The 23,541-nt window shown below is 43.2% G+C and carries 16 protein-coding genes; 6 read left to right on the plus strand and 10 right to left on the minus strand.

The features are described 5' to 3' along the window. Positions 1-12: 12 nt before the first annotated feature. The 4 genes from DWW23_RS20765 to DWW23_RS20780 all read left to right on the plus strand — a co-directional run bounded on the left by DWW23_RS20765 (position 13) and on the right by DWW23_RS20780 (position 9,099). A complete protein-coding gene (locus tag DWW23_RS20765) occupies positions 13-1,635 on the plus strand; it encodes a RagB/SusD family nutrient uptake outer membrane protein (protein WP_122355768.1) in 1,623 nt (540 codons plus the stop codon). 368 nt (positions 1,636-2,003) lie between these two features. Beyond that, on the plus strand, positions 2,004-2,567 hold the full coding sequence (locus tag DWW23_RS20770) for an RNA polymerase sigma-70 factor (protein WP_122355770.1): 564 nt from the start codon (positions 2,004-2,006) through the stop codon (positions 2,565-2,567). A 178-nt stretch (positions 2,568-2,745) separates the two neighbouring features. Next, positions 2,746-5,631: a hypothetical protein gene (locus tag DWW23_RS20775; RefSeq protein WP_122355772.1), complete on the plus strand. Its 2,886-nt coding sequence runs from the start codon at positions 2,746-2,748 to the stop codon at positions 5,629-5,631. A 6-nt stretch (positions 5,632-5,637) separates the two neighbouring features. Then, positions 5,638-9,099 carry an SUMF1/EgtB/PvdO family nonheme iron enzyme gene (locus DWW23_RS20780; protein ID WP_122355774.1) on the plus strand — a complete coding sequence of 1,154 codons (3,462 nt, stop codon included), beginning with the start codon at positions 5,638-5,640 and terminating at the stop codon, positions 9,097-9,099. 58 nt (positions 9,100-9,157) lie between these two features. On the opposite strand, the gene DWW23_RS20785 is transcribed toward DWW23_RS20780, so the two are convergent. The 3 genes from DWW23_RS20785 to DWW23_RS20795 are packed head-to-tail and all read right to left on the minus strand — an operon-like array spanning position 9,158 to position 10,449. Further along, positions 9,158-9,460, minus strand: coding sequence for a type II toxin-antitoxin system RelE/ParE family toxin (locus DWW23_RS20785; RefSeq protein ID WP_122355776.1), 303 nt, complete (start codon positions 9,458-9,460; stop codon positions 9,158-9,160). Further along, positions 9,454-9,693: a hypothetical protein gene (locus DWW23_RS20790; RefSeq protein WP_122355778.1), complete on the minus strand. Its 240-nt coding sequence runs from the start codon at positions 9,691-9,693 to the stop codon at positions 9,454-9,456. Before DWW23_RS20790 ends, DWW23_RS20785 begins: the two co-directional genes overlap by 7 nt. A 54-nt stretch (positions 9,694-9,747) precedes the next feature. Further along, positions 9,748-10,449 carry an NAD-dependent deacylase gene (locus tag DWW23_RS20795; protein ID WP_122355780.1) on the minus strand — a complete coding sequence of 234 codons (702 nt, stop codon included), beginning with the start codon at positions 10,447-10,449 and terminating at the stop codon, positions 9,748-9,750. A gap of 323 nt (positions 10,450-10,772) precedes the next feature. Here DWW23_RS20795 and DWW23_RS20800 point away from each other — a divergent pair, with 323 nt between their 5' ends. Further along, positions 10,773-11,231 carry a hypothetical protein gene (locus DWW23_RS20800; protein ID WP_122355782.1) on the plus strand — a complete coding sequence of 153 codons (459 nt, stop codon included), beginning with the start codon at positions 10,773-10,775 and terminating at the stop codon, positions 11,229-11,231. 298 nt (positions 11,232-11,529) lie between these two features. Here DWW23_RS20800 and DWW23_RS20805 read toward each other — a convergent pair whose 3' ends face one another. Both DWW23_RS20805 and DWW23_RS20810 read right to left on the minus strand, forming a co-directional pair. After that, positions 11,530-12,999, minus strand: a complete 1,470-nt coding sequence (locus DWW23_RS20805) for a glycoside hydrolase family 125 protein (protein WP_122355784.1) — start codon at positions 12,997-12,999, stop codon at positions 11,530-11,532. A 16-nt stretch (positions 13,000-13,015) separates the two neighbouring features. Beyond that, on the minus strand, positions 13,016-14,200 hold the full coding sequence (locus DWW23_RS20810; protein WP_122355786.1) for a glycoside hydrolase family 76 protein: 1,185 nt from the start codon (positions 14,198-14,200) through the stop codon (positions 13,016-13,018). A gap of 144 nt (positions 14,201-14,344) precedes the next feature. On the opposite strand from DWW23_RS20810, the gene DWW23_RS20815 reads away from it, so the two are divergent. Beyond that, positions 14,345-15,118 (plus strand): DUF5040 domain-containing protein, encoded by a 774-nt coding sequence (locus tag DWW23_RS20815; RefSeq protein WP_187576567.1) that lies wholly within the window; start codon positions 14,345-14,347, stop codon positions 15,116-15,118. A 25-nt stretch (positions 15,119-15,143) separates the two neighbouring features. Here the strand turns inward: DWW23_RS20815 and DWW23_RS20820 are convergent, their stop codons facing one another. The 5 genes from DWW23_RS20820 to DWW23_RS20835 all read right to left on the minus strand — a co-directional run bounded on the left by DWW23_RS20820 (position 15,144) and on the right by DWW23_RS20835 (position 23,528). Continuing rightward, a complete protein-coding gene (locus DWW23_RS20820; RefSeq protein WP_122355788.1) occupies positions 15,144-16,742 on the minus strand; it encodes a DUF4874 domain-containing protein in 1,599 nt (532 codons plus the stop codon). Positions 16,743-16,821: 79 nt separating this feature from the next. Then, entirely contained in the window at positions 16,822-18,744 is a 1,923-nt protein-coding gene (locus DWW23_RS20825; RefSeq protein WP_122355790.1) for a RagB/SusD family nutrient uptake outer membrane protein, read from the minus strand. Positions 18,745-18,755: 11 nt separating this feature from the next. Further along, entirely contained in the window at positions 18,756-21,782 is a 3,027-nt protein-coding gene (locus tag DWW23_RS20830; RefSeq protein WP_233564411.1) for a TonB-dependent receptor, read from the minus strand. Continuing rightward, on the minus strand, positions 21,712-22,281 hold the full coding sequence (locus DWW23_RS26815) for an STN domain-containing protein (RefSeq protein ID WP_233564412.1): 570 nt from the start codon (positions 22,279-22,281) through the stop codon (positions 21,712-21,714). The genes DWW23_RS20830 and DWW23_RS26815 overlap by 71 nt, the downstream gene beginning before the upstream one ends. A gap of 179 nt (positions 22,282-22,460) precedes the next feature. Then, positions 22,461-23,528: a FecR domain-containing protein gene (locus DWW23_RS20835; RefSeq protein WP_122355792.1), complete on the minus strand. Its 1,068-nt coding sequence runs from the start codon at positions 23,526-23,528 to the stop codon at positions 22,461-22,463. Positions 23,529-23,541 lie beyond the last annotated feature (13 nt).

Consider the following 23,541-nt stretch of genomic DNA (forward strand, 5'->3'; position numbering starts at 1 on the left):
AGGTAGAATACAATGAAAAAGATAATAAATATAGTATTGGCTTCGGCTTTGTTGGTGGGTTCTACGACTTCTTGTAGTGATTTCTTACAGAAAGATCCTCCATCTTCGCCATCACAGTCTGTTTTTTGGCAGAAAAAAAGTGATTTTCAATCTGCTTTAGCTGGTAGTTTTTCTATGGTATACGAATGGCCGGGAGAAATGTCGCAAATTATTGCTTGTTTTGATAATTTGACGGACAATTCTATTTGCCAGCATGATGAAGATACCTATGGTAAAACCAAAACAATAGCATTAGGTGATTTGGATCCGAATACAACAGGATATGTAACTTATATGTATAATCATTGTTATCAGGGTATAGCTCGTCTTCATCTATTGATGGAGAATCTGGAAGTTTATGAAGGAACAGATATGTCTGCTGATGAAAAATCTTTTATGCTCGCACAAGCGAAGGCTTTAAGAGGATATTTTTATTCCTGGTTATATCAATGCTATCGTGAGGTCCCTCTGGTAACAGCTTCATTGACTATGGATAATATGTATCAGGCAAAAGCTTCCCGTTCTGATGTCTATACTCAGATTGTGAAAGATTTTGATGATGCGATTGCAGCTCTGCCGGATAAACCTTATTCGGATTCACAGATGTCCGGATATTTTACTCCGGGTGCTTTGAAAGCGTTTAAAGCTCGTCTGATGTTGGCTGAAGCTTACGATGATAATGGTAATGCCGATCCTTCTAAAATGGGGGCCATTGTATCTTTACTGGAAAGTATTCAAGGATATGGATTAGCCGACAGAATGCGTGATAATTTCATTTCCGCTGAGCAGTTGGCTTCTCCCGAAATCATGTTCTCCGTTCGTTATCTGGCTCCCAATACCACACATAGTATGGATTTATATTATGCAGCATGGACCACTTGCGGTGTCACTCGTGACTTAGTAGATGCTTTTGAATGTACAGATGGGCAAAAATGGGGTGAATCTCCGTTGACGGTTCCGGTAAATGAATCATTACTGGCAACGGGGGCTTTGGATAATGCCAATAAAGCAGAGAGAGAGAAACTGTTCCAAAATCGTGACCGCCGTTTGTATGAAACGGTTTGTCATAGCGGTGTGGCTGATTTTTCGATGGATGGACAAGAAGGAGACCCTGTTACGGTCACTAATCAGATGCAAACCGGTTTCGGTATGATGAAGTTGATCCAACCGACAAAAGAAATGCCGAGTTATTCTACTATTTCCGATGCGGATGTTATCATTCTTCGTTATGCAGAAGTGCTGATGATGATCGCTGAAGCTGAAAATGAAGTAAACGGACCGACTCAGAAAGTATATGATGCCGTGAACCAGATCCGTGTACGTTCGGGACAACCGGAACTACCTACGGGACTGACCAAAGAACAGATGCGTGAACGTATTCGTAATGAATGGCGCGTGGAATTTGTATTTGAAGGTCATCGTTATTTTCAGTTAAAACGTTGGAAATTAATGGAAGAACTGGTGAATGGAGCTGCAGATCCTGCTTTACCTACTTACATAAAAGTATTTAAACCGGCATTCTATTATTTCCCGTTGCCACAAACAGAAATAGATAAGGCTGGCGGTGTTTTGGTTCAGGATCCCAATTATAAATAAGCCTACTCGCTAACTTTGACAGACGATACCGGATGAACAATTTATTTAACCTGATAACCCCGGTATTGCCATTGATAATTAGTCGATTAGTATGCGTATTATAGTGACTAAAAAAAACGGTCGTTTTTTTTAGTCACTATTTTTCAAGAAAATCATTTGATTTTTCTACCCTCTGGTGAATGGTATCTCGCACATTATTAGTATTTTTAGAGGTCTGAATCAATTTTGTGAGGTCAATATAAAAAATGACTAAATAAAACGACCGTTTATTCTAGTCATCCATAGTTTTTAATAAAACTTCATGTAATAGATATTGTGCTGAAATTTAAATTGATACGGGTGGTTTGTGGTAATGTCTTTAATGTGTTATGATGGATACTCGTGATGAATTAGTGAAGTTACAACAAGGAAACCATAAAACTTTTGAATGTCTATTCAAAAAGTACTATGTTTTTCTTTGTTACGAGGCACGTTCTTATATCACAGAAAAGCATATCGTAGAAGAAATTGTCGGAGATGTATTTCGCTGGCTATGGGAAAACCGGGAAACATTGGTTATCACGACCTCTATAAGGGCTTATTTGGTTCGGGCGGTTCATAATGCGTGCCTGTCGTATCTCAGACGAAATCAACCTGAATATGTAGAATTGGATGACAATATAGCAGAAAGGAATACATTGTTCTCGTTGGATGAATCCCCTCTCGATTATGTTCTCTCCAAAGAACTGATAGAACGGGTTGGTAAAGCTGTGAAAGAGTTGCCTCCTCAATATAAAAGGGTTTTTGAACTTAGCCGATATAAAAATCTGAGCTATGCAGAGATTTCGGAAGAAATGGGTGTTTCCGTGAATGCTGTTAAATTGTATCAGAAAAAGGCATTGGCACAACTCCGGCTGGTTTTGAAAGAGTATTTACCGGCTTCTCTGGACTGATCGAATTGAAGTAATTTGTTATCATTCGGGTATAAATAGATTCTATTTCGTAGATTATTAACTTTTTTATGAACGAAAAGTAACATAATCTCAAAATATAAACGCATCTTTGTTGCGATAAGAAATGATCGGCTTATCAGTTGTCGGCTTGTTAACGCAACAACAATAATAAATACTTATGAAAAAGATTCTTATACTTATTGTTTTGTTGGGATTACTGTATCCTGACCGACCGCTTGCACAGAATAGTATCAAGCTGTATCCTTATCAAATGATCCCGTCTCATCATCCCGATTACCTGCGTCATCATGTGAAATCGCCGGATGTCTCTTTTTTTAATAACAAAATTCAGTTTATAGCCCTTCGTGACCTTTCCGGGGATTATAAACAAAAACTCGATCAATGGGTGGTTAAAGATAAGCTTGGAGATATCCTTTGGGTTTCCTATCCGCTGGTTTTTCAGGATAACCTGAAAGAGGTCGTTGCCGAGATAAAGAAAAGGAATCTTTATCTGTTTGACCTTTGGGGATATATTCCCGGCTCCGGCCCGGGCGGATACTGGACCCAGTTCGTTATTCCTGACGGCGTACTGAATCTTTTTGAAACGGAACTGGGAGACCGTTGGCTGGGTATGGATAATGGTGAACAGGACGGCCGTTATGTCGGTAGCTTTGCTCCCCGGATGTATCCTTTAGGGGCAGACCGTCGACAACAATACTTTAATTTCCAACGTCATTTCCAGGAAATGGGCGACCAGTTGGGGAATAAAATGGCCACGCTGGTTTCTCTGAATTTCGGGCATTATTTCCTGAAGGAAGGAGTATATACGCTGATCGGAGCCGAGACAGCCCAGGGGTTACCCAATTCACAGATCTATTATTCTTTTATCCGTGGTGCCGGTAAGCAATATGGCGTTAACTGGTTCGGAAATGCTTCCGTATGGAACCGTTGGGGATATAAGACATACGATTCGAATGCGACTAATATTGATGAAGACTACGGTAGCGGAGGTCCGTTGAAGGGTACTTCGCTCGGATTGCTGAAACGACTGATCTATACCCATCTGATGTATGATTGCGTGGCTGTTGGTTTTGAAGGCTCTATGCGGATCGACGATAAGCAGCTCAGCCCGATCGGTAAAATACAGCAGAGTGCTGTTAAATGGATAGATAAACACGGTGATCCGGGTATAATGTACACACCGGTGGCGTTGATGACCGATTTCTTTTCCGGCTGGTCATTCCCGCGTCATTTATATTCGGGACAGGCTTATAAAGTATGGGGCAATTTACCGTACGAATTACCGGATTATCTGACCGACGGTATGCTCGATATTTTATATCCGGGCTATCAGGATGCCTCTTATTATAAAGATGAAAGAGGGTTTATCGCTCCGAACCCTTACGGAGATATTGCCGACTGCCTGATGAGTGATGCTCCCCTCTGGGTGTTGAAACAGTATCCGGTATTGGTCATTGCGGATGAGCTGCGTCCGGGCAAAGAAATTAATGATAAGCTGAATGCTTATGTGAATGAAGGCGGGCATCTGGTCATTACGGCCGGTTCTTTGAAGAATATGCCGGATGGAATAGCCGGTATCCGTACCGGAGAAAAGACCGTGGTATGTACTGCCCCGGTAACTTATAAAGGACAGTCGTTGAAGGAACGCACACCTTATACGCTGGCGGAGTTGGTCTATCCTGCATCTGCTACCGTATTGCAAAAAAGTAATGAACTTCCGGCTGCAGTCGAACTGAATGCCGGGAAGGGGAAAGTGACGGTTCTTGCTTCTCCTTATGGAGTTACGGAGCAACCGCAATGTGAATTACCCGTAAAGGTGATGGAAGAAAAGCCGTTGGACAAACCTTATCCCATACTGAATCATACAAAAGCATTGATGGAAGATATTTTTGCTTCTATGCAACTGTTTGAGACCAATCCGGAATTGAGCCTTGTGACTTGTTCCAGGGGAAGCGGTGAATATACCGTCCTGATCTCCAATGAATATTGGGAGCCGAAAGATTTCTCGATCAGGGCAAAGACAGGAAAGATCGTTTTCATCAAAGAATTGCCGACCGACTGTTCGGAAATGAAAGCGGTGGGTTATACTCCGAAAGTAATGTTGAATACATCGGTTGGTAAAAATACCTCCCATACGATAGCCGGTGGAAATGTCCGTATTTTCCGTGTCCGCCTGGATAATGGGGCGGATGTGGAAGTCATGCCGGAAAGTACCCCGGTCCCGAATACGACCGGACGGGCACTTGTGCTGCGTAATATCCGGGATGTGAAGGAAGAGATTCTTTCTCGGCCGACGTTCTTCGAGCATTATGACCGCGTCGTAATCGACTGGCGCTATCTGCATAATAAGGAAAAAGAAGCCTTGAGGCAGGAAGCCGGTTGGCTGGGACGGCAAAAACTGAAAATGACAGTCGATCTGACTTCCGGTTTAAACCTCTATCCCGATTTGAGGATCGTAAATAATGACCCTCCTTTCTATCAGAAAAGTATGGAGATTATGAAAGGTGTTATCGATAAGATGGAAATACTGGGGGCTGACGAATTGCTGATATCTACCCAGCGGACCATCGAGAACAATTATACGATGGAACAGTTCTATGCCTCACTGAAAGAATCTTTCCAGGTATTATCCGACTATGCGGCGAAGAGAAATATCCGTTTATTGTTGAGACAATCTGTTTCCCGTACACCTGATACGATCGAAGGGCTTCAGAAACTGGTGGGAGAAGTGAACCGTCCGAATTTTACTTTGGCACCGGCCCTGTCGCTGCTGTTGAATAATGAAGCCGGCCTGGATGCCGATTTGAATCGCCTGAAACAAATGGATATCAGAGATATTCTTATTTCCGCTCCGGAAAAAGATATCCATGGTCAACTGTGGAACACCAATGCCCCCCTATACAGATCCGGTAAAGCAACGCTCATCCGTAAGATACTGGCTGCATTCCCACAGGCAAATTACGTGATGGATGGCCTGTATACTTCGCAGGATGAAGAGTATATGGACGGGAAAGCGATGGACGAATTTGTCACCAAAAAATAATCATCTATGTGGAAAAAATTATTGATTACAGGATGTATGGCCTTCTGCCTGTTAAGCGGAGGGATACTATCCGCACAACCCAGTTGTGAGACGAAAGAGGAGGTTACCTCCGAACAACTGGACAGGACGCAAAAAGGACTGGTTGCCATGATGAAAGAGCTGAAAAACGACTCTTATTTTCAGGCGGAACTGGATAAAGCTGCTGCCCAGTCAACCCCATCCAAACAGATGGAAGCGTATAAGAGTTTGGCAGTCCGTTTGCTTTCTGTCCTGGAGATACAGGCAGAACTGGAATGGATGAAGCCGGAAGCGATTCAGGAAGCGTTGGGTATCATGAAGAAAAACTCCGGCTTTGATGCCGCATTGGCGGATAAACGTTTCAGTGAACTGAAATCGTTGCTTGCCGGAGGATTTGACGGTATTTATACCGGTGATCCCCAGGCTGTCGATAAGGCAAACAAGGCATTGACGCTGAAACGTAAACTGATGCTGATGAGCCCGGATGTGAATGTCGATAAAATGTTGACGGTTAAGTTTGACCTGGGAGAAAGGGCTAATTTCGTAGGTGCGGGCAGTCTGGGTATCCAGCCGAATAACTGGTCGAACCTGAGCTCCGCGAGCCGTAAGAACTTCAAGGCCCAACTGGTTGAGTTATCCGGTCTGAAAAGCGGTGATCTCAGTGAAAAGACACTTTATAAACCGGCTGTAGACGGTTCCTCTGTCACCGACCTGGTATTGAACTGGGACGGGAAGCGATTGATGTTTACCGCTTTGGATACGGCACGGAGATGGCAGGTACATGAACTGAATATCGATGGGGGAGACGCTAGACAGGTAACCAATATACCTGAACCGGATCTGGAGTTTTTTGACGGAACTTATCTGCCTGACGGACGCATGCTGGCGATTTCCAATATCGGCTATCAGGGCGTTCCTTGTGTAAACGGCAGTGATGCGGTGGGTAATATGGTTTTGTATGACCCCAGTAACGGCTACCTGCGCCGCCTGACATTCGACCAGGATGCGAACTGGCATCCGGTAGTGATGGCAAACGGAAAAGTAATGTATGTACGTTGGGAATATACCGACCTGACGCACTACTTCTCCCGTATAGTCATGCATATGAATCCGGACGGAACGGAACAAAAGTCGTTGTATGGCAGCGGTTCCATGTTCCCGAACAGTATTTTCGACGTGCAGCCGTTACCGAAACGTACCAACCGTTTTGTCGGTGTTATCTCCGGGCATCACGGCGTGGCACGTTCCGGCCGTTTGATGATCTTTGACCCGGCAAAGAGCCGTAAAGAAGAAAAGGGTATGATCCAGGAATTGCCTTTCCGCGGTCGTCCGATCATCCCTGAAATAAAGGATGAGTTGGTGAACGGTGTATGGCCTCAGTTCATCAAACCGTATCCGCTGACCGACGAGACATTCCTCGTAACAGCCAAGCTGTCTCCGTATAGCCGTTGGGGTGTTTATCTGGTGGATATTTACGATAACCTGACATTGGTCGCCAATGCGGATGAAGCCGGTATGATCTATTCCGTTCCGGTAAAGAGTACACCGGTTCCTCCGGCTATCCCTGACCGTATCAAACCAAATGAAAAGGAAGCGACAGTGTTTATCCAGGATATTTATGAAGGGGAAGGATTGAGAGGCGTACCGCGCGGAGAGATTAAATCGTTCCGTGTCTATGCCTATGAATATGCTTATCGCCGGACCTTGTCCGACCATTATAATCATGGTATTCAGGCTGGCTGGGATATCAAACGCCTGCTGGGAACTGTTCCGGTGGAAGAAGACGGTTCTGCTATCTTCAAGATTCCGGCTAACACGCCAGTATCCCTTCAACCGCTCGATGCACAGGGGCGTGCCGTACAGTGGATGCGCAGCTGGCTGACGGGTATGCCGGGCGAAGTGGTTTCATGCGTCGGTTGCCATGAAGACCAGAATACGATACCTGTGCCGAAGAGGGTGCTGGCTTCTACCCGTAAACCTCACGAACTGACGATTGCCGACGGCGGGGTTCGCTCTTATGCCTTTAAGTATGAGGTACAGCCGATACTCGACCGGGCTTGTGTGGCCTGCCATGACGGTAGTAAAGCCGGACGCCCGAATTTTAAAGATACGACTTCAGTAGGTATTACCGACTGGAGCGGTACGCGTTATTTCCAGAAGAGCTACCTGGCATTTCATCCTTATGTGAACCGTCAGGGACCGGAAGCGGATATGTATGTCATGAGTCCGTATGAATATCATGCATCTACCAGTGAGATCGTCCGTATGCTGGAACGGGGGCATTATAATGTGAAACTGACCGACAGTGAGTGGGATCATCTGGTGATGTGGATCGATATGAATGCTTCGGGACGCGGTGAGTTCGATGCCGATCCGCTGAATGGGTATGACCAGTATGAACGCCGTATCGAACTGGCTGATAAATATGCGAATAATGCAGGTGTGGACTGGCGTAAAGAGTTGGCCGATTATGCCTCTTATCTGAAAGGTAAAGGTGAAATCCGTCCGGAAATGCCGGAAAAGGTAGCTCCTGTAAAACATAAAGAGGTGAAGATGAAAGGCTGGCCGTTAACAGCGGAAGATATTCAGGCGATGTTGTCAAAGGAAAAGGGGCTTAGAAAAGAGATCGAAGTGGCCGACGGTGTCAAGATCGCTTTCGTTCGTGTTCCTGCCGGTAAGTTCGTGATGGGTACGAATAACGGTTATCCGGACCAGGCTCCTGAATTCAAGGCTGAAGTAAAACAAGGTTTCTGGATGACAGAAAAAGAGTTGACGAACGCACAGTATAATGCCTTGGTTCCTGATCACGACAGCCGTATTTATGCACAGCATTGGAAAGATCATACGACTCCCGGTTATCCGGCGAATAAGCCGAACCAGCCGGTTATCCGTGTCAGCTACGAAGAGGCGATGAAATATTGTGAGATGCTTTCGGAAAAGACCGGATTGAAAGTGACGCTCCCGACTGAAGTACAATGGGAGTGGGCTTGCCGTGGCGGTAGCGACCAGCCGTTCTGGTATGGTGCGATGGATGCGAACTTCGGTCCTTATGAAAACCTGGCCGATGTCCAGTTGGAAAAGATGGCAGTAACAGGTATCGATCCGCAGCCGATGGAGAAGGATAATCCCTGGTTCCCATATTACAATTACATGCCGAAGGTTGAAACGGTCAATGATGGAATGATGATCCCGACCGACGAATATAGTTATAAGCCGAACCCGTTCGGACTGATCAATATGCATGGAAATCTGCAGGAATGGACCCGTTCGTTGTATGCACCTTATCCTTACAGCGAGAAAGCCCAGGCGGCAGCCAACCCCCGTCAGGTGGTAGCCCGTGGCGGTTCATGGGTAGATCGTCCGAAAGATGCCACAGCCACCGCGCGCCGTGTTTATCTGCCCTGGCAGCGTGTTAATAATGTAGGGCTTCGCCTGATCATTGAGGATTGATAATGTTACTCTAATATAAAAGAAGTTGTATTTCACATGAAATACAACTTCTTTTATATTAGAGTAAATAGCGTAGAGATTCAGGATTTCTTCTTGTGTCCCAGACCAATGCTATTCGGATATGTTTCTTTTCTATCGTGTAATATATTTTACAATGATCTTTTACAATAGATCTGTATTTTGACAGTTTACCATCTAACTTCTCTCTCATCCCCATTTCTGGAAAAGTGAGAAGATAGTTGGTTTCATCCTTTATCCGTTGAACGATTTCCAGGGCTTTAGTCCTTCCTGTGTCTGGCTGATAAAAATTATAAATATCTTTCAGGCTTTTTCTGGCAAGTGGAGTCCATTTTATTACCATGATTGCATTTCTTTGTCCAGTTCATCAGAAGTGATGCTTAAACCTGCTTCATCTTCTTTTTCTGCCTGTGCCATATATTCTTTCAGTAAAGAAGAAGGCATTGTATAGCTGGACTCTCCTTTCAGTTTGTGTACTAATTCCTGCAATTTACGGATAGCCTCCTCGCTGTTAATGTCGGCAAGTATTTCTCGAATCAAGAGCGCTTTTCTTGCTTCTATTTCCATTGTTGTCATATTTAGGCTCCTTTCTTTAATCTATTATCCTATACAAAGATAAGCAACTTCTGCTTAAACGGCATTGTTGTCTTTCAATATTTCTGTTAATTCTTTCACCCCTTCGGATGCTCCTTTCTGGATAAAGCGGATATCGTTGCGGTAGGTTTTTATTTCTTTCGGGTCTATCAGGTAGATGGGTTGGCCGCGGCGTACGTAATTCAGTAATCCGGCAGCCGGGTAGACGTTGAGGGAGGTTCCTATTACGACAAAGATATCGCACGACTCGACCATATGGATTGCGGGGTCGATCATCGGGACCGCTTCACCGAACCAGACAATGAAAGGGCGGAGCTGTATGCCGTGAGGATCTTTATCGCCGATATGGATATCCGGATTTTCCGGAGAAAGGTCGTAGGTCGTGTTCAGGTCCCGTACGGAACAGGCCTTCATCAGTTCGCCGTGTAAATGGATCACATCGCTACTTCCTGCCTGTTCATGCAGGTTATCGATATTTTGTGTAATGATATGCACATCGAAATTCTTTTCCAATTCAGCCAGTCCGATATGTCCCGCGTTGGGCTTGGTGTTGAGCAATTCCCTGCGTCTCTGGTTATAGAAGTTGAGGACCAGTTCGGGGTTGGAGGCAAAGCCTTCGGGGGTTGCAACGTCTTCCACCCGGTATTTTTCCCAAAGACCATCGGAGTCGCGAAAGGTCGAAATACCGCTTTCGGCACTCATGCCTGCGCCGGTCAGTACGACTAATTTCTTTTTCATAAGGCTATTGTGTATTTAATTTTACAAAGATAGAAAAGAATGTAGCTAAATGTATCTTCCTATAAATTTTGAAGTGTTTTTTGTTGCACCCTTTAATTATTATCGTACATTTGTCGTGCATTTCATTCCAAAAGGTAGGGAAACCTGCCAATTTCCGTGGCGGGCATTTTTATGTCCGCTTACGCTCATTCTATATGGCGGTTCCGTACCCCCGTGTGGAATATTAATGTATCTACTGCCTTTTGGGGTGAAATGCAACGGGACAGGCGGAACCGCTCTTATATTCAGAAAATCTTCGCCTTCACATCTAATATTAACTAGGTATGGACACAGATTTTTTAACTGCCCAACAAAGTGAAGACCTGCAAAGGTTAAGTGGAAACCCCTCTCCTTTTTCTGAAGAAGAACTAAAAGATTTTTACCTCAAACTGGCCCGTCTGGTCAATCCGAGTGCATGCTCTCCTAAACGCACCGATTTTGAAATATTGAGTATACTTAGCAAAGACCTGAAGAGAAACCTCGGATTTTTATGTAAATATACGCAACACTCCTGGGACGAAGGATTATTAGAAATACAAATGGCCTGCGGAGTTTATTCCGTACAGGACAGTATCCCCAAAACGCAGCGATTAGAAATGAATACTTCCCTGGGGAAGCATTTACAGTTTCTTGCCCGGATGGCATCCAGCTGTTCAGTTGCAAGAAAGATGCATGCGGAATATACCCGGCATTTTATTAATGTAGAATACCTTTTAAGGCAAATGGGAAATAAGACTAACTAGGTGGAGGAAGCCGGGAAAGTAATTTCTTTCTCCCTATAAACAAATTCAAAGGTCAGGACTCTTTTTTACCAGGGCGTACAGGGTGCCGGGACAAGGTGTACAGGGTGTTTCTTTAGGATGTACAGGTTGGCGGATTATCTTGTACAGGGTAGTTATACAAAGCCGGGAGTTAACGATTAGTTGGTCATAGGGTTTGGCTTAATGAGACTGGAAGATAGTGATAGTTTACAGGAACTATTTATCAAACAAGGTTTTGCCTTGTTTGATAAATAGCCTTGGATAACTTTATTATTTTCTATTATCCCAGATTGTTCAGAATATCTGTTTTTCCTTCCTTTACCAGGCGGTAGATCATTTCTCCGAACAGGGTATTTACCCATGCAAACCAGGACCGGGTAAAGTTTTTTGGATCGTCTTTGTGGAACGATTCGTGCATGAAACCGGTATCGCCGTCCGTATCACGAAGCATTTTGACGCAATGACGTATTTCTTCTTTATCGTTGGTGGTATTGCAACGCATAATGATACTCATCGGCCAGATAAAGTCGAATCCAATGTGCGGACCTCCGATACCTTCACCGGCTTTCCCTTTGTAGAAATAAGGATTCATCGGGCTTAAAACCAGTTTACGGGTATTTTGGTAGACCGGATCGTTCACGTCGATGCATCCCAGATAAGGCATAGCCAGCAAGCTGGGTACGTTGGCATCGTCCATGAATACATGGTTATGGAAACCGTCTGCTTCGAAAGCATATACTTTTCCGAATTCAGGGTGTTCTACGATTCCGTATTTTTCGATGGCGGCAGCAACTTCGTCGGCTAATGAGTCGCACTGGCGGGCAAAGTCGTTATCCTTTTTGATGTCGCGCATCATCTCAGCCAGCTGGCGGAGTGAAGTGACGGCAAACATATTCGACGGGATCAGGAAACCGAACAGGGTCGCGTCGTCAGATGGACGGAAAGAAGATACGATCAATCCGACAGGGTTTACCGGGCTACCGTAGCCGTCGTTCAGCAATGTATCGCCCTGACGGTCTGTCTTACGGGAGAAACGATACGGGCCGAGTCCGTCCTTGCGTTGTTGTTCGATAAACGTTTTGTAGACGCTTTTCATTGCCTTTTCCCATTCAGCATCGAAAGGAGAGGTGTCGCCGGTCTTCTTCCAGAAGTGATAAGCCAGGCGGATCGGATAACAGAGTGAGTCGATTTCCCATTTACGCTCATGAAGTTCTTTTTTCATATCTGTCCGGTCGCTTTCCCATTCGCTGCCTGTCGGGCCTTCGTTGAAGCCGTTGGCGTACGGATCGATATTGATGCACCAGGTCTGGCGGTTGATAACACCTGCCAACATTGTTTTTACTTTCGGATCTTCGTTTGCAAAAATAATATGCGGGAAAACCTGTGCGGATGAATCGCGCAACCACATCGCGTGGATATCGCCGGTAAGGACGAAAGTGTCGGGTTTACCGTTCACCATTTTGTGCTCACAAGTCGTGTCGAGTGTGTTGGGAAAACAATTCTCGAACATCCATGCCAGTTTCGGATCTTTCAGCTTGGCTTTTGTCGCCTGGATTGCCTTTTCGACTGCTGCGGAAGTGAACTGGCGTTTTTCCGGTGCCGGACGCTGGCAAGTGTACTGTAATGTGTTAGATACGAGAGGGGCGCCTGGTGTTGCCGATTCTGCTAAATGAGCAAATGATTTCTGCCCGACCAACAGACCTGCCAAAGACAAACCTCCGGATTTTAGAAAGTTTCTACGTGTAGTCATGGGTTTATTATTTTATTTATTGAATGTTACCTGTTTCTGCAAAAAGTTCGATCATACAGGCGTTGTCTAACAGCCATTTGAACTTTTTATTATCAATCCCGGCCCAGTCGTTTCCAAGGAATCCGTTTTCATCCCGTGTATATTGCCAGGCATAACGGGCGTTATCCGCCATGGTATTAACAAATTCATACTTGTTATCCACTTTAGCCAAAGCAAGAAGACCGCGCAATAAAATGACATTGAACCACGGATTTGAGGGGTAAAAATAAGCATCTTTTCCATTAATACCAGTGCGTTTCTGCAAAAAATGTTTATAAGCTCCTTTTGCCGTGTTTTGTGCATCCTTCAGGAAGGCTTCGTCTGAAGTTGCCTGGTAAAGGAGTACGCCTGCCTGGATCATCTGTCCGCTGTTATATGTGAACTTGGCTTTGCCGATCGTTTTATCGAGTCCGATATTGTCCCAATAGACATGATCTGCCGGGTCACAGAGGTTTGCCTTTGTCCAGTTGTAGGTTGCTACAGCCTGTTCCAGATACTTCCGGTCTTTTGTCAGATTATACAGTTTCATACATAAAACGGTAGCGGGCGCATTTGAACAGGTATTTTTGGATGTCTTTTTCTGTTCGCACCAATAGATACCTCCGCCCAACACATCGTCCCATCCGCTGAAAATATAAGCATATAATTCTTCTGCTTTTTTCAGATAGCGTTCGTTTTGGGTGAGTGCATATAGGTTGCAGTAATCAATGGCAAGCCAGTCGTTATCATCGTAAAAACGGTCGCTTTCACCGTTAAACATCGGATAACTTTGATAGCAGAACGGGGTGCGTGTGTCGTCCCAGTATTTTTCAAGCCCGGGAAGGATGCGTTCTTCCAGTATTTTCAGGTATTTCTCATTTCCGGTGACCTCATACAGCGAGATACAACCGGACAACATACCGGAATAAGGCCATAGGAAAGATACTTCCTGTCCCTTTTTCTGTTCGGTCCCTTCGGCAAGATAAGTGACGGTGTTTTCCGGATTGACAGGATAAGTCTCTGAAAGTAATCCATACTTTTCAACGTTGTATTTCGTAAGGATATTGTTCAATAGGGAGTCTGCAATAAGTATATCTCCGTTTGTTTGTTGAACTGGTTGTTTGTTGCATGAACAAATACAAAATGCAAGCACGCAACAATGAAGAATTGAAGCAAGTTTCATGGTCTATATCGATTGAATTAAAAATTAAAACGTGCAAATGTAATACATTTTCTTGGATTCGTTAATAATAAGCGGACATACGTGATGTTTTTATATCAATATGATGTATTTTTGCTAATGGGATAATCTAAAAATTCTATAGATATGATGAAAAAACTGTTTTTAATATTTGTCGTACTGTTGAGTGTAATGCCTTTATTCGGACAGGAAAATGTCCATTCTGCGAAATATACCTTATTGTTGACCGGGGCTTCTTTTGCTTCCCCGGAGAATGGATGGTTTGAATTGGGATGTGAATCTTTGGACGCCGTACCTGTAAACCGGGCGGTAGGTGCGGAAGCGATTGCGAATACAGCCAATAAAATGGAAGATGGCACTCTTTATTCTTTGGAGGAGCTGGATGAGGTCGATGCATTTATCATTATGCATGTGCATGATAAAGATGTATTTGACGAGACGCAGCTAAAAGAGAAATATACTGATTATTCAACTCCTTTCGACCGTTCCAATTATGCGGCGGCATACGATTATGTCATCAAACGTTATATAATCGATTGTTATAATCAACAATTCAATGAGCATTCCAGATATTACGGGAATAAATACGGTAAGCCTGTAAATATTATTTTCTGTACTCATTGGCACGATGCCCGTACTGTGTATAACTCGTCTATCCGTCGACTCGCCTCTAAATGGGGATTTCCGCTTATTGAATTTGATAAGTATATCGGGTTTTCTAAAAATGTTCTCCATCCGGTAACCGGTAACCAGTTTAGTCTGATCTATGCTCAGGATACCCAGGAAACGGATGGTGTTACATATGGCTGGCATCCGCAACGGGGAAAAGAGAAGTTCATTCAGCGAAAGATGGCGGCTATTTTTGCCGATATGATGAGGAATGTGTTGCCGGCCAGATAAAGGATTAATCCGACCGGCTAACAGGTCAGCGGTGTGTTATCTTTAATGTCGTTAAGATGTTGATTCCGTATTTCTTGTCGGATGAATTCCACCATTCTGTATCTCCGTTGGCACAACGAATGGCATACCGGTTATTATATTTCAGACGTTCGGAACCATCCGGTATCCATAGGCCTACTCTATATTTGCCCGTTTTCAGATTTTCCGGAATAGTAAATTGTCCTTTGATGGTATGAAGCAAAGGTTTACACTCCGGATCTGTGGGTTGGTATGGTTGGAAGCTGTTGACGTTCGTCTCGGTCAGTAACTCTGTAACCCGGTCCTGCTCATCGACCAGAACAAAATAAACGGGATGCTCATTGAATAAGGTAGAAAAACCTCTGTTAATCAGCGAAAGATCCAGCGAGATTTCTTTTCCGGCTACCAGGGTTCCGTTTATTTTGAGTTGTTGTAATTCCAGCCGGTAACCCAGATGATCCCGGATATAATCGAATACGTTTCGTGTAGCCGGACTTCCGTCCTGATTTTTAAAGTAATGGTCGGAAACGGGCATATGGTTTTCAGATAAGAATGTTTCTTCCACAGGAGTTTCTTTCCAATACATCATTGAATATTTATCTTTGGTCCCTTTTTCCTTGTAATTATGAATGGCACTGAGCGAAGTATAATGCTGAAGGAAAAGCTGTCTGGCTGTCGCTTTGCCGTCGATAATCCATCCGGCTTCCGGATTGTCGGGATCTTCATTCATACTCCAGGTACCCCAGGGAAGTTCTCCGTCTACGGCTAAATAAGGACTTTCTTCGACGATTTGGTTGAAATAAGGAGTTCCTTCATGCATGTTTCCGTCCCATTTATGAGGTTTTATAATGATGAAATCATCATGGAAAGAAACTCTGTTATATGATTTACTTTCTTTGTTTATCAGGTTTTTATATTCCGGGACTCTTACTTGCACCATTCTGTTTTCCGGAGTCATCCAGACTATCTTTTCCAGGATAGTACGCTTACTGTCGTTTGTGCTTTCCAGTCCGTGGTATGAACTGTGCCATTCGCCCCATGCACCGATGAATCCGGCTTGCACAACTTGAATGACATCTGTGTTTTGTGCAAGGAATGGTTTCAGTTGTTCCATATGGCGGAGCACATCTTCCAGGGTAGGGCCGCTTCCCGCTCTTCCCATAAAGGCGGTTTCATAAGCAAATCGCAATACTGCTTTTTTACCTAATTCTCTTAGTTTGTTGAAATAGGTATCCATTGTGGTAAAAGCATCTTCCGATAAGTCTTTTCCTACGAATCCGGTGAGATAAAAATAACTTTGAACCAGGCTGACACTGTCTGATGCATAGATAGCGGACTCTGATTCTAAATGGCTGGTTATGTCGGGGAATTGTTTAGGGTTCCAGACATCTTTCCCGCTGGCAATGTCGACTGCTATTTCCAATCGGAAGCCTCTTTCCGGATTATACAGACCTTCCTGTCCGGCAGGGTCGTCGGCATAAATGCCGCGGAAGGTGATTGTCTTTGCTTTTCCGTTGCCTTTATCCGGGTTATTTCCGTGTATGCAACTAGCAAAGCAAAAGAATAACCCTGATAGAATAAGAATAAAGTATCTTTTTTGTTTCATGATATATGATTTAAGAGAGAATAAGCCCTATACTAAACTATCTAGTATAAGGCTTATCTGTTTTATAATTAATTAGTTGTTACCAAAGAGGGTTCTGTACCAGAAGCCGGCTTTTTTGTATTTCATCCTGTGGTATCGGATAAAGGTACATGGCACGTCTCCAGGCACGGTTTTCAAGAACGATGCGGGTAAAGAAAGAATTGTTGGCTCCGATCGGTTGGTCTTTGTATCCGTTCATATTCATTGAATGGAGAACGCTTTGATCTGCCTCTTCACCTTCTCCGCAAATCATCCAGCGCCGGATGTCGAAGTAGTGTTGTCCTTCCATAAACAATTCAACAGTACGTTCGCGTTGAATCATTTTTCGTTGCAGTTCCTGATTGCCGATAATATTCTTTTTACCGGAAGCGGCCAGTTCCTTATATCCGGGAATACCGGCACGTTGTCTTACCATATCCAGGTATTTGATGATATTGGGATCGTTCGGGTCTATTTCATTACAAACTTCTGCATAGTACAGATAAAAGTCTGCCAAACGGAATAGAATGGAAGGACGTGCCCAGGCCTTCAAATAGTTTCCGGTAAACAGGATTTGGCGGTTTTTGAATTTAGTTGGCAGGTAACCGGTACGAGGGTTATCGGCAGATGAGTTGTCGCAACCTTCCCCTTTGGCAAATCCGATTGTGTAATCGGGTCTTCCGACCGGTTGAATATGCCAGCTTTTACCTTCATATCCTACACCGGCATAGAAACGAGGTTCGCGGTTGGCATACATATTGAATACATTTGTATCTACCCGCTTGTTTTCGTTACATGGGTTAACGACATCGGTAAAACCGTTTTCTTTATACATGCTACCTGGATCGTCGATTGTTAATCCGTCTTTAACGAAGAAGGCATCCACTAAATTCTGAGAAACTCCAAGATATCCCCAACCTGTGTAACAGTCTCTGGGGTTGGTGTTCTGTTCCATTGTCGAACCGTTCCAAAGGTTATCTCCGGTAGCCCACAATATTTCGTCATTGTAGTTTTGGAATAATTGATAGACCGATTCATCCGGATTAATGGTTCCGTCTGTATTATATACGGTAAACAAGGTGTGCTTGTTTTGTTCTGCATTATTCAATAGATCTTCCAGGCGGCTTTTAGCGGTGAGCCATCTGTTGGCATCGTAAGAAGCAAATATTTTTTTACCGTCGGTATTGGCAACATCCAGTGTTTCTTTGTAACCACCATTGAATAGCGGCGAAGCTGCATATACCCAAAGCTTGGCTCTTAATGCTTTAGCAGCAGTCACTGTCGGACGGACGATCTCATTCAGATTGTACCGGTCGTTTCCGGTAGCTGAATGATTCTGGATAATTGATTCAGGCAGGTCACCGGATTCGATGACTTCTTTTAATAAGTTATCGATGTATTCAACGGTTTCATCCACGGATGCTCTGGCATAATCCAGGCCTTTATCTTCCGGATCGGCTAGTTCATCCAGGATAGGAACCGGGCCATACAGTTCGAAGAGTGAGAAATAACTGTAAGCGATAAGGTATTTTGCTTCAGCCTTCATTCTCTTAACATCTGCCTCCGTTAATTGATATTGGTCGTTAATGTTACCTTTAGGATTTACTCTTTCCAGAAAAATATTAGCATCACGAATATATTGATATAAGTCTTTCCAGCGTTGTTGGAATGGCGCATTAGCAGAAGTGAAACCGGATATCATTTCACTCATACCGACACCACTAAGTGTTGTTTCTCCACACATGGATACCCAAACCCCGGAAAATCCATTGGCTTTATTCTTACCGATACTGGAATATTCTGAAATACTGTTGAACAAATTACCATGCCAACGGCGCATGTAGTTGGGGTTATCGAAAACTTCATCTAATGTAAGGTTTTCTGCCACTTCATCCGATACATCCAGATAATCACTACATCCTGTGAGGGCTAAAGTTAGAAAGCATGCAGAAGCAATTGATGTTATTTTATTTAAGAATTTCATATTTGTTGTTTTTAAAATGTGACTTCTAATCCAAGAGAATATGTGCTGCATATAGGATATTTGGCACCTGAATTCGCACTACCTAATTCAGGATCCCAGAATTTGATGTTATCCCAAACTGCCACATTGTTCCCTTGCAAATAAACTCTCAAATTTTTCATACGGAGTTGCTTGAGTATTTTATCATTGAATTGATAACCTATCTCGATGTTCTTCAGTCGGAGAAATCCAGCATTACGATGCCACCAGGTACTTGCTTGTGTGTTATGACTGAAGTTGCTGGTATGCAAACGTGGAAAAAAGACATCTTGATTGTATGGACTCTCTGCTAGCCAGCGGTCTGAAATTTCTGTCCGGCCCGACCCATTATCAACCCCTTGTGTGAATGGAAGCAGGGCATAATTGTTTGCTAACATATTGGCGGATGTATGTGCTGTTCCCTGAAAGAAGACGCCAACGAAGAATCCTTTCCATTCTGCATTTACTCCGAATCCATAGACGATTTCCGGTGTCGCTTGATAATATTTATGATCATAAGTACGGTCATAAGAGTCAATGACACCGTCATTATTCAAATCTTTGTATTTGATATCACCAGGGGCAACATTTGCTGCGGGGGTGGGTAGGCCGTCTTTCAATTTATAAGTTTGGCCGCCGTATTCGTTTGTTGTAATATTGAAATCATCCGGAGTATAAAGTCCTTCCGCTATATATAGCAACGGCTTGTCAATAGAGTTTCCTGTATATGTCTGATAATCGTATTTCTGAGGGATTTCGTCTCGTTCAAGAATCTTGTTTTTTGCATAAGTCAAGTTACCTCGTGCAGAGAGATCTACATTTCCTACTTTTTGTTTCACAATAAGATTGGCATCGACTCCCTGATTTCTAACAATACCGAAATTCTGGTATGGCTTTACCCGGAGACCGGAAACGTTTGAAACGGTTTCTCTTTGCAATAAGATATCGCTACGACGGTTATAGAAATAATCGGCACTTAAATCGACACGACCTCTGAACAACCCCAGGTCGATACCAGTATTCAGTTTCTTTTCAATTTCCCATGACAGGTTAGGCATGGCGAAGCTACCTTCTGCAATCCCATTGCCAGGAGAGTTCCCTTTTCCGCCATTGGCTCCTGGTGTTAGTCCGAAACTGTAACTGTTAAGACCTGTATTAATATTTTCTCTGTATGGGAAACGTGTATCTTCACCAATATTATCATTTCCGGTTATACCGTAAGAAACTCTTAATTTCAGTTTACTGATATAATCTTCCACTCCTCTCATGAACTTTTCATGGCTGACAAACCAAGCTGCACCTACGGCAGGGAAAATTCCCCATCTATGGCCTTGCGCAAAGTTTTCACTACCGGTCATACCCATACTGGCTTCCAGCATATAGCGGTCATCGTATCCGTAAGTCGCACGGGCAACCACACTTTGTTTGCGATACGGTAAGAGTTGTAAACCATTATCTCTATTCTGATATTGCGTCTCTTTTTGCATGTACAATACCATACCGGTTACATCGTGTACTTTATTGAAGGAACGTTGATAATCCAAAGAGGCTTCCAGGTAGATCTTTTTCGTACCATCACGACCGGATATGGCGGGGTTACCTAAAGCAGAACTTTCTTTGATTGTTTTTTTATCGAGGCTTCCGTCTTCATTTCTCCCTAATGCATAAAAGGTTTGCGGAGTTTTCGATCTCTTCATGGTTGAATAGAAATCGGCATCAAAGCTGACAGACCCCTTTACTGATAATCCTTCTGTGATGAATTTTAGGTCTTGCTTCAACGTCACTTTGGTTTGTAAGAAAGCACTCCATGTTTTGTTGTATCCGCTATTGTTTAACATGTTGTATGGCTGATATTCAACCCCCCAGCCGGGAGCACCATGATCCGAGGCTGTACCGTCGGAATAGTACATCGGAATAACATGTACAGGGAAGTGGCTGATATAATTGAAGATTTCATCTGAGGTATATCCCGGTTGATTTTTCTTCAAATACTGGCCGCTCATATCGATAGATAGTTGAGTTGTTTTTGTCAGGTCCATATCCACGTTGGAACGCAGGTTGAAACGTTGCAATCCGATATTGGCATTGTAATCCTCTTTGGGAGTAGAATCGAAGATACCGTCTTCTGAATAGTAAGCTCCTGAAGCAAAAAAACGTACTTTCTCGGAACCACCTCTGAAGTTTACCGTATATCTCTGGCTTTGTGTGTGATTCTGTAGTAAATCATACCAGTTTACAGAAGGATATAGATCCCGGTCTATCCCGGTTCTGTATTTTTCAAGTGTTTCGTCGGAATATTGGGGATTGAAATATTCTTTGTTCGGATTACCCTGGTCATTCCACAATGCTTCATTATATAATGACAGGTAGTCATAAGAATTTAATGTTTCAGGCATGCGTGTCGGAGTGACAATACTGTATTGTGCACTGAAGTTGACAGATGTTTTCTGTGCTTTACCTCGTTTGGAAGTAATCAACACAACCCCATTAGCTCCTTCTGCACCATAAACGGCTGTCGCTGCAGCATCTTTTAAAACGGTGAAACTTTCGATTTCGTCTACGTCGATATCGTCCATACTTCTGGGAACACCGTCTACTAATACCAATGCGGATGTTCCGCCGGCATATGAACTTTGTCCGCGAATATAGAATGCGGCTGCATCGTTACCTGGTTCACCACTGCGTTGTACGGCAATGACACCGGCTATTTGTCCGGCCAACGTATTACGCAAGTTTCGTTGTTTTACATTTAACTCAGCCGGTCCGATCGTGTTTAATGAAGAAACAACGCTCTCTTTTTTCTGTTGACCGTAACCGATAACAACAACATCCTCCAGGCCTACGGTAGCTTCCATCATGCGGATGTTGATGGATGCTTCGCCTTTATAGGTTTTTTCTTCCGTGTTAAATCCGATATATCGGAACTCAATAACGTCACCTTCGTTGACGTTATTGAGTTCCGATATATCGGAACTCAATAACGTCACCTTCGTTGACGTTATTGAGTATATATTTACCATCTATATCAGTTGTTACACCATGGGTGGTACCTTTGATAGTGACTGTTGCTCCGATAACCGGATTCCCGTCAGCGTCGGTTAATAAACCTGTCACTGTTTTTTTCTGTTGATCGGAATTTAACACCTCGGTGTTTTCTTTTGTCGGTGTTTTTTTGACAATGATCTGTCGGCCTTTTATGGAATAGGTCTCATTTGTTCCTGCAAAAACTTCATGAAGGATTGCTTGAACCGGTTGGTCACTGAGATTTATGGATACTTTTCTGTCCAGGTCGATTTTAGTACCTTGATAGATAAAAATGAATTCGCTGTTTTTTTCGATATGGGAAAATACATCCCGTACCGTTTTGTTATTCATTTTTACAGTGAAGTAAACTTGTGTTGAATAATTTTCTGTGAAATTGGCAGCTGCTTCTCCTGCAAAACATAATAAACAGCTACTTAAACAAATACTTTTTAGATAATTAAATCTTTTAGATTTGATACTCTTTTGTTTTTTCATACATTTGTACGTATTTTTTAGTAACGAACTAGATTAATACTATCCTGAGCCAGGCAATATGACAGTATTGTCTGGCTTTTTTTGTATCATAATACATTCTCTCTTAAGGGGGAGAGGTGGAATTCCCTTTTCATTTCGTGTGTTTATTTCATAAGCAAATATTTTTTAAGGTTAAACATTTATTGAAAGATCCGGATATTTCCATCCGGGGTGGTCTCATATTTAATATCCAGTAACTCTGTAAGAATATCCAGAGAGTTGTTTATACCATTTTTTAAATCCAGTTTTCCTGAAACCAGATATGAAGCTATCGATGGTTCGTATTCAATTTGAACACCATAATAACGTGATAAACGTGTAAATACATCTCCGACACGATGCTCAGCAAACAGCATGATATAATCTTTCCATGAAATATATTCATTTACGTCTACAGTACTGACTGTTGATTCTCCTTGGGTAATAGCGATTTTTTCATTCGGTCTGATGGTGGTTTTGTGATTGTTGTTATCCACTTCCACTTTACCTTCTACCAATACAACGGAAGCTATGGCATCGTCTTTGTAGGCGGATACGTTAAACGTTGTGCCCAATACTTTTACATCGAAATCCTTTGTCTTAACGAAGAATGGACGTTTGGGGTCCTTGGCTACTTCCAGGTAGACTTCTCCTTCTACAAGAATTTCCCTTTTGTCTTTTTCAAAGTCGGAAGGATAAATAACATGACTTCCGGAGTTGATATACATAGATGTTCCGTCTGAAAAGGTTATAGTAGCCCTTTTCCCTTTCGGGACAATAATGTGGTTGAGTTTTTCTTTGCTGTGGACAGAACTTTCTTTAGTAACATTTTCTTTGTTTACCTGTAGTGTCCCATTTTTTTTGTATTCCAAAGAGGCTTCATTGGAAAGTTTCATCCGGTCGTTTTGGGTGATCAGGGTGATCTCCTTCTCCTGGTGAGGTATGCTATCGTTTAGTAAGGAGGTTGCTAATATGTCCCAGTCGTAGGAGTTAGGAGAATATAGAAAGTTGATTGATAAGGTTATTATCAATACCGAAGCGGCAGCGGAAGCCGCATAAAGCCATAGTCTTCTCTGTTTGTGTCGTCTCTGATATCTGTTTTTTAGATCTTCCAGAGATTGTTCAATTTTTTGCAGGTCGACCTTTTCGGCCTCCTGTATATTATCGATCAATGCCTGTCCGGCCTTTTTGAAAGAAGTTTTTCGTATGTTGTTTTCTGTTTTATTCATGCTTTTTTCATTG

The sequence above is a fragment of the Parabacteroides sp. AF14-59 genome (assembly GCF_003479515.1).
In the GTDB taxonomy this organism is placed as follows: Bacteria; Bacteroidota; Bacteroidia; order Bacteroidales; family Tannerellaceae; genus Parabacteroides; species Parabacteroides faecis.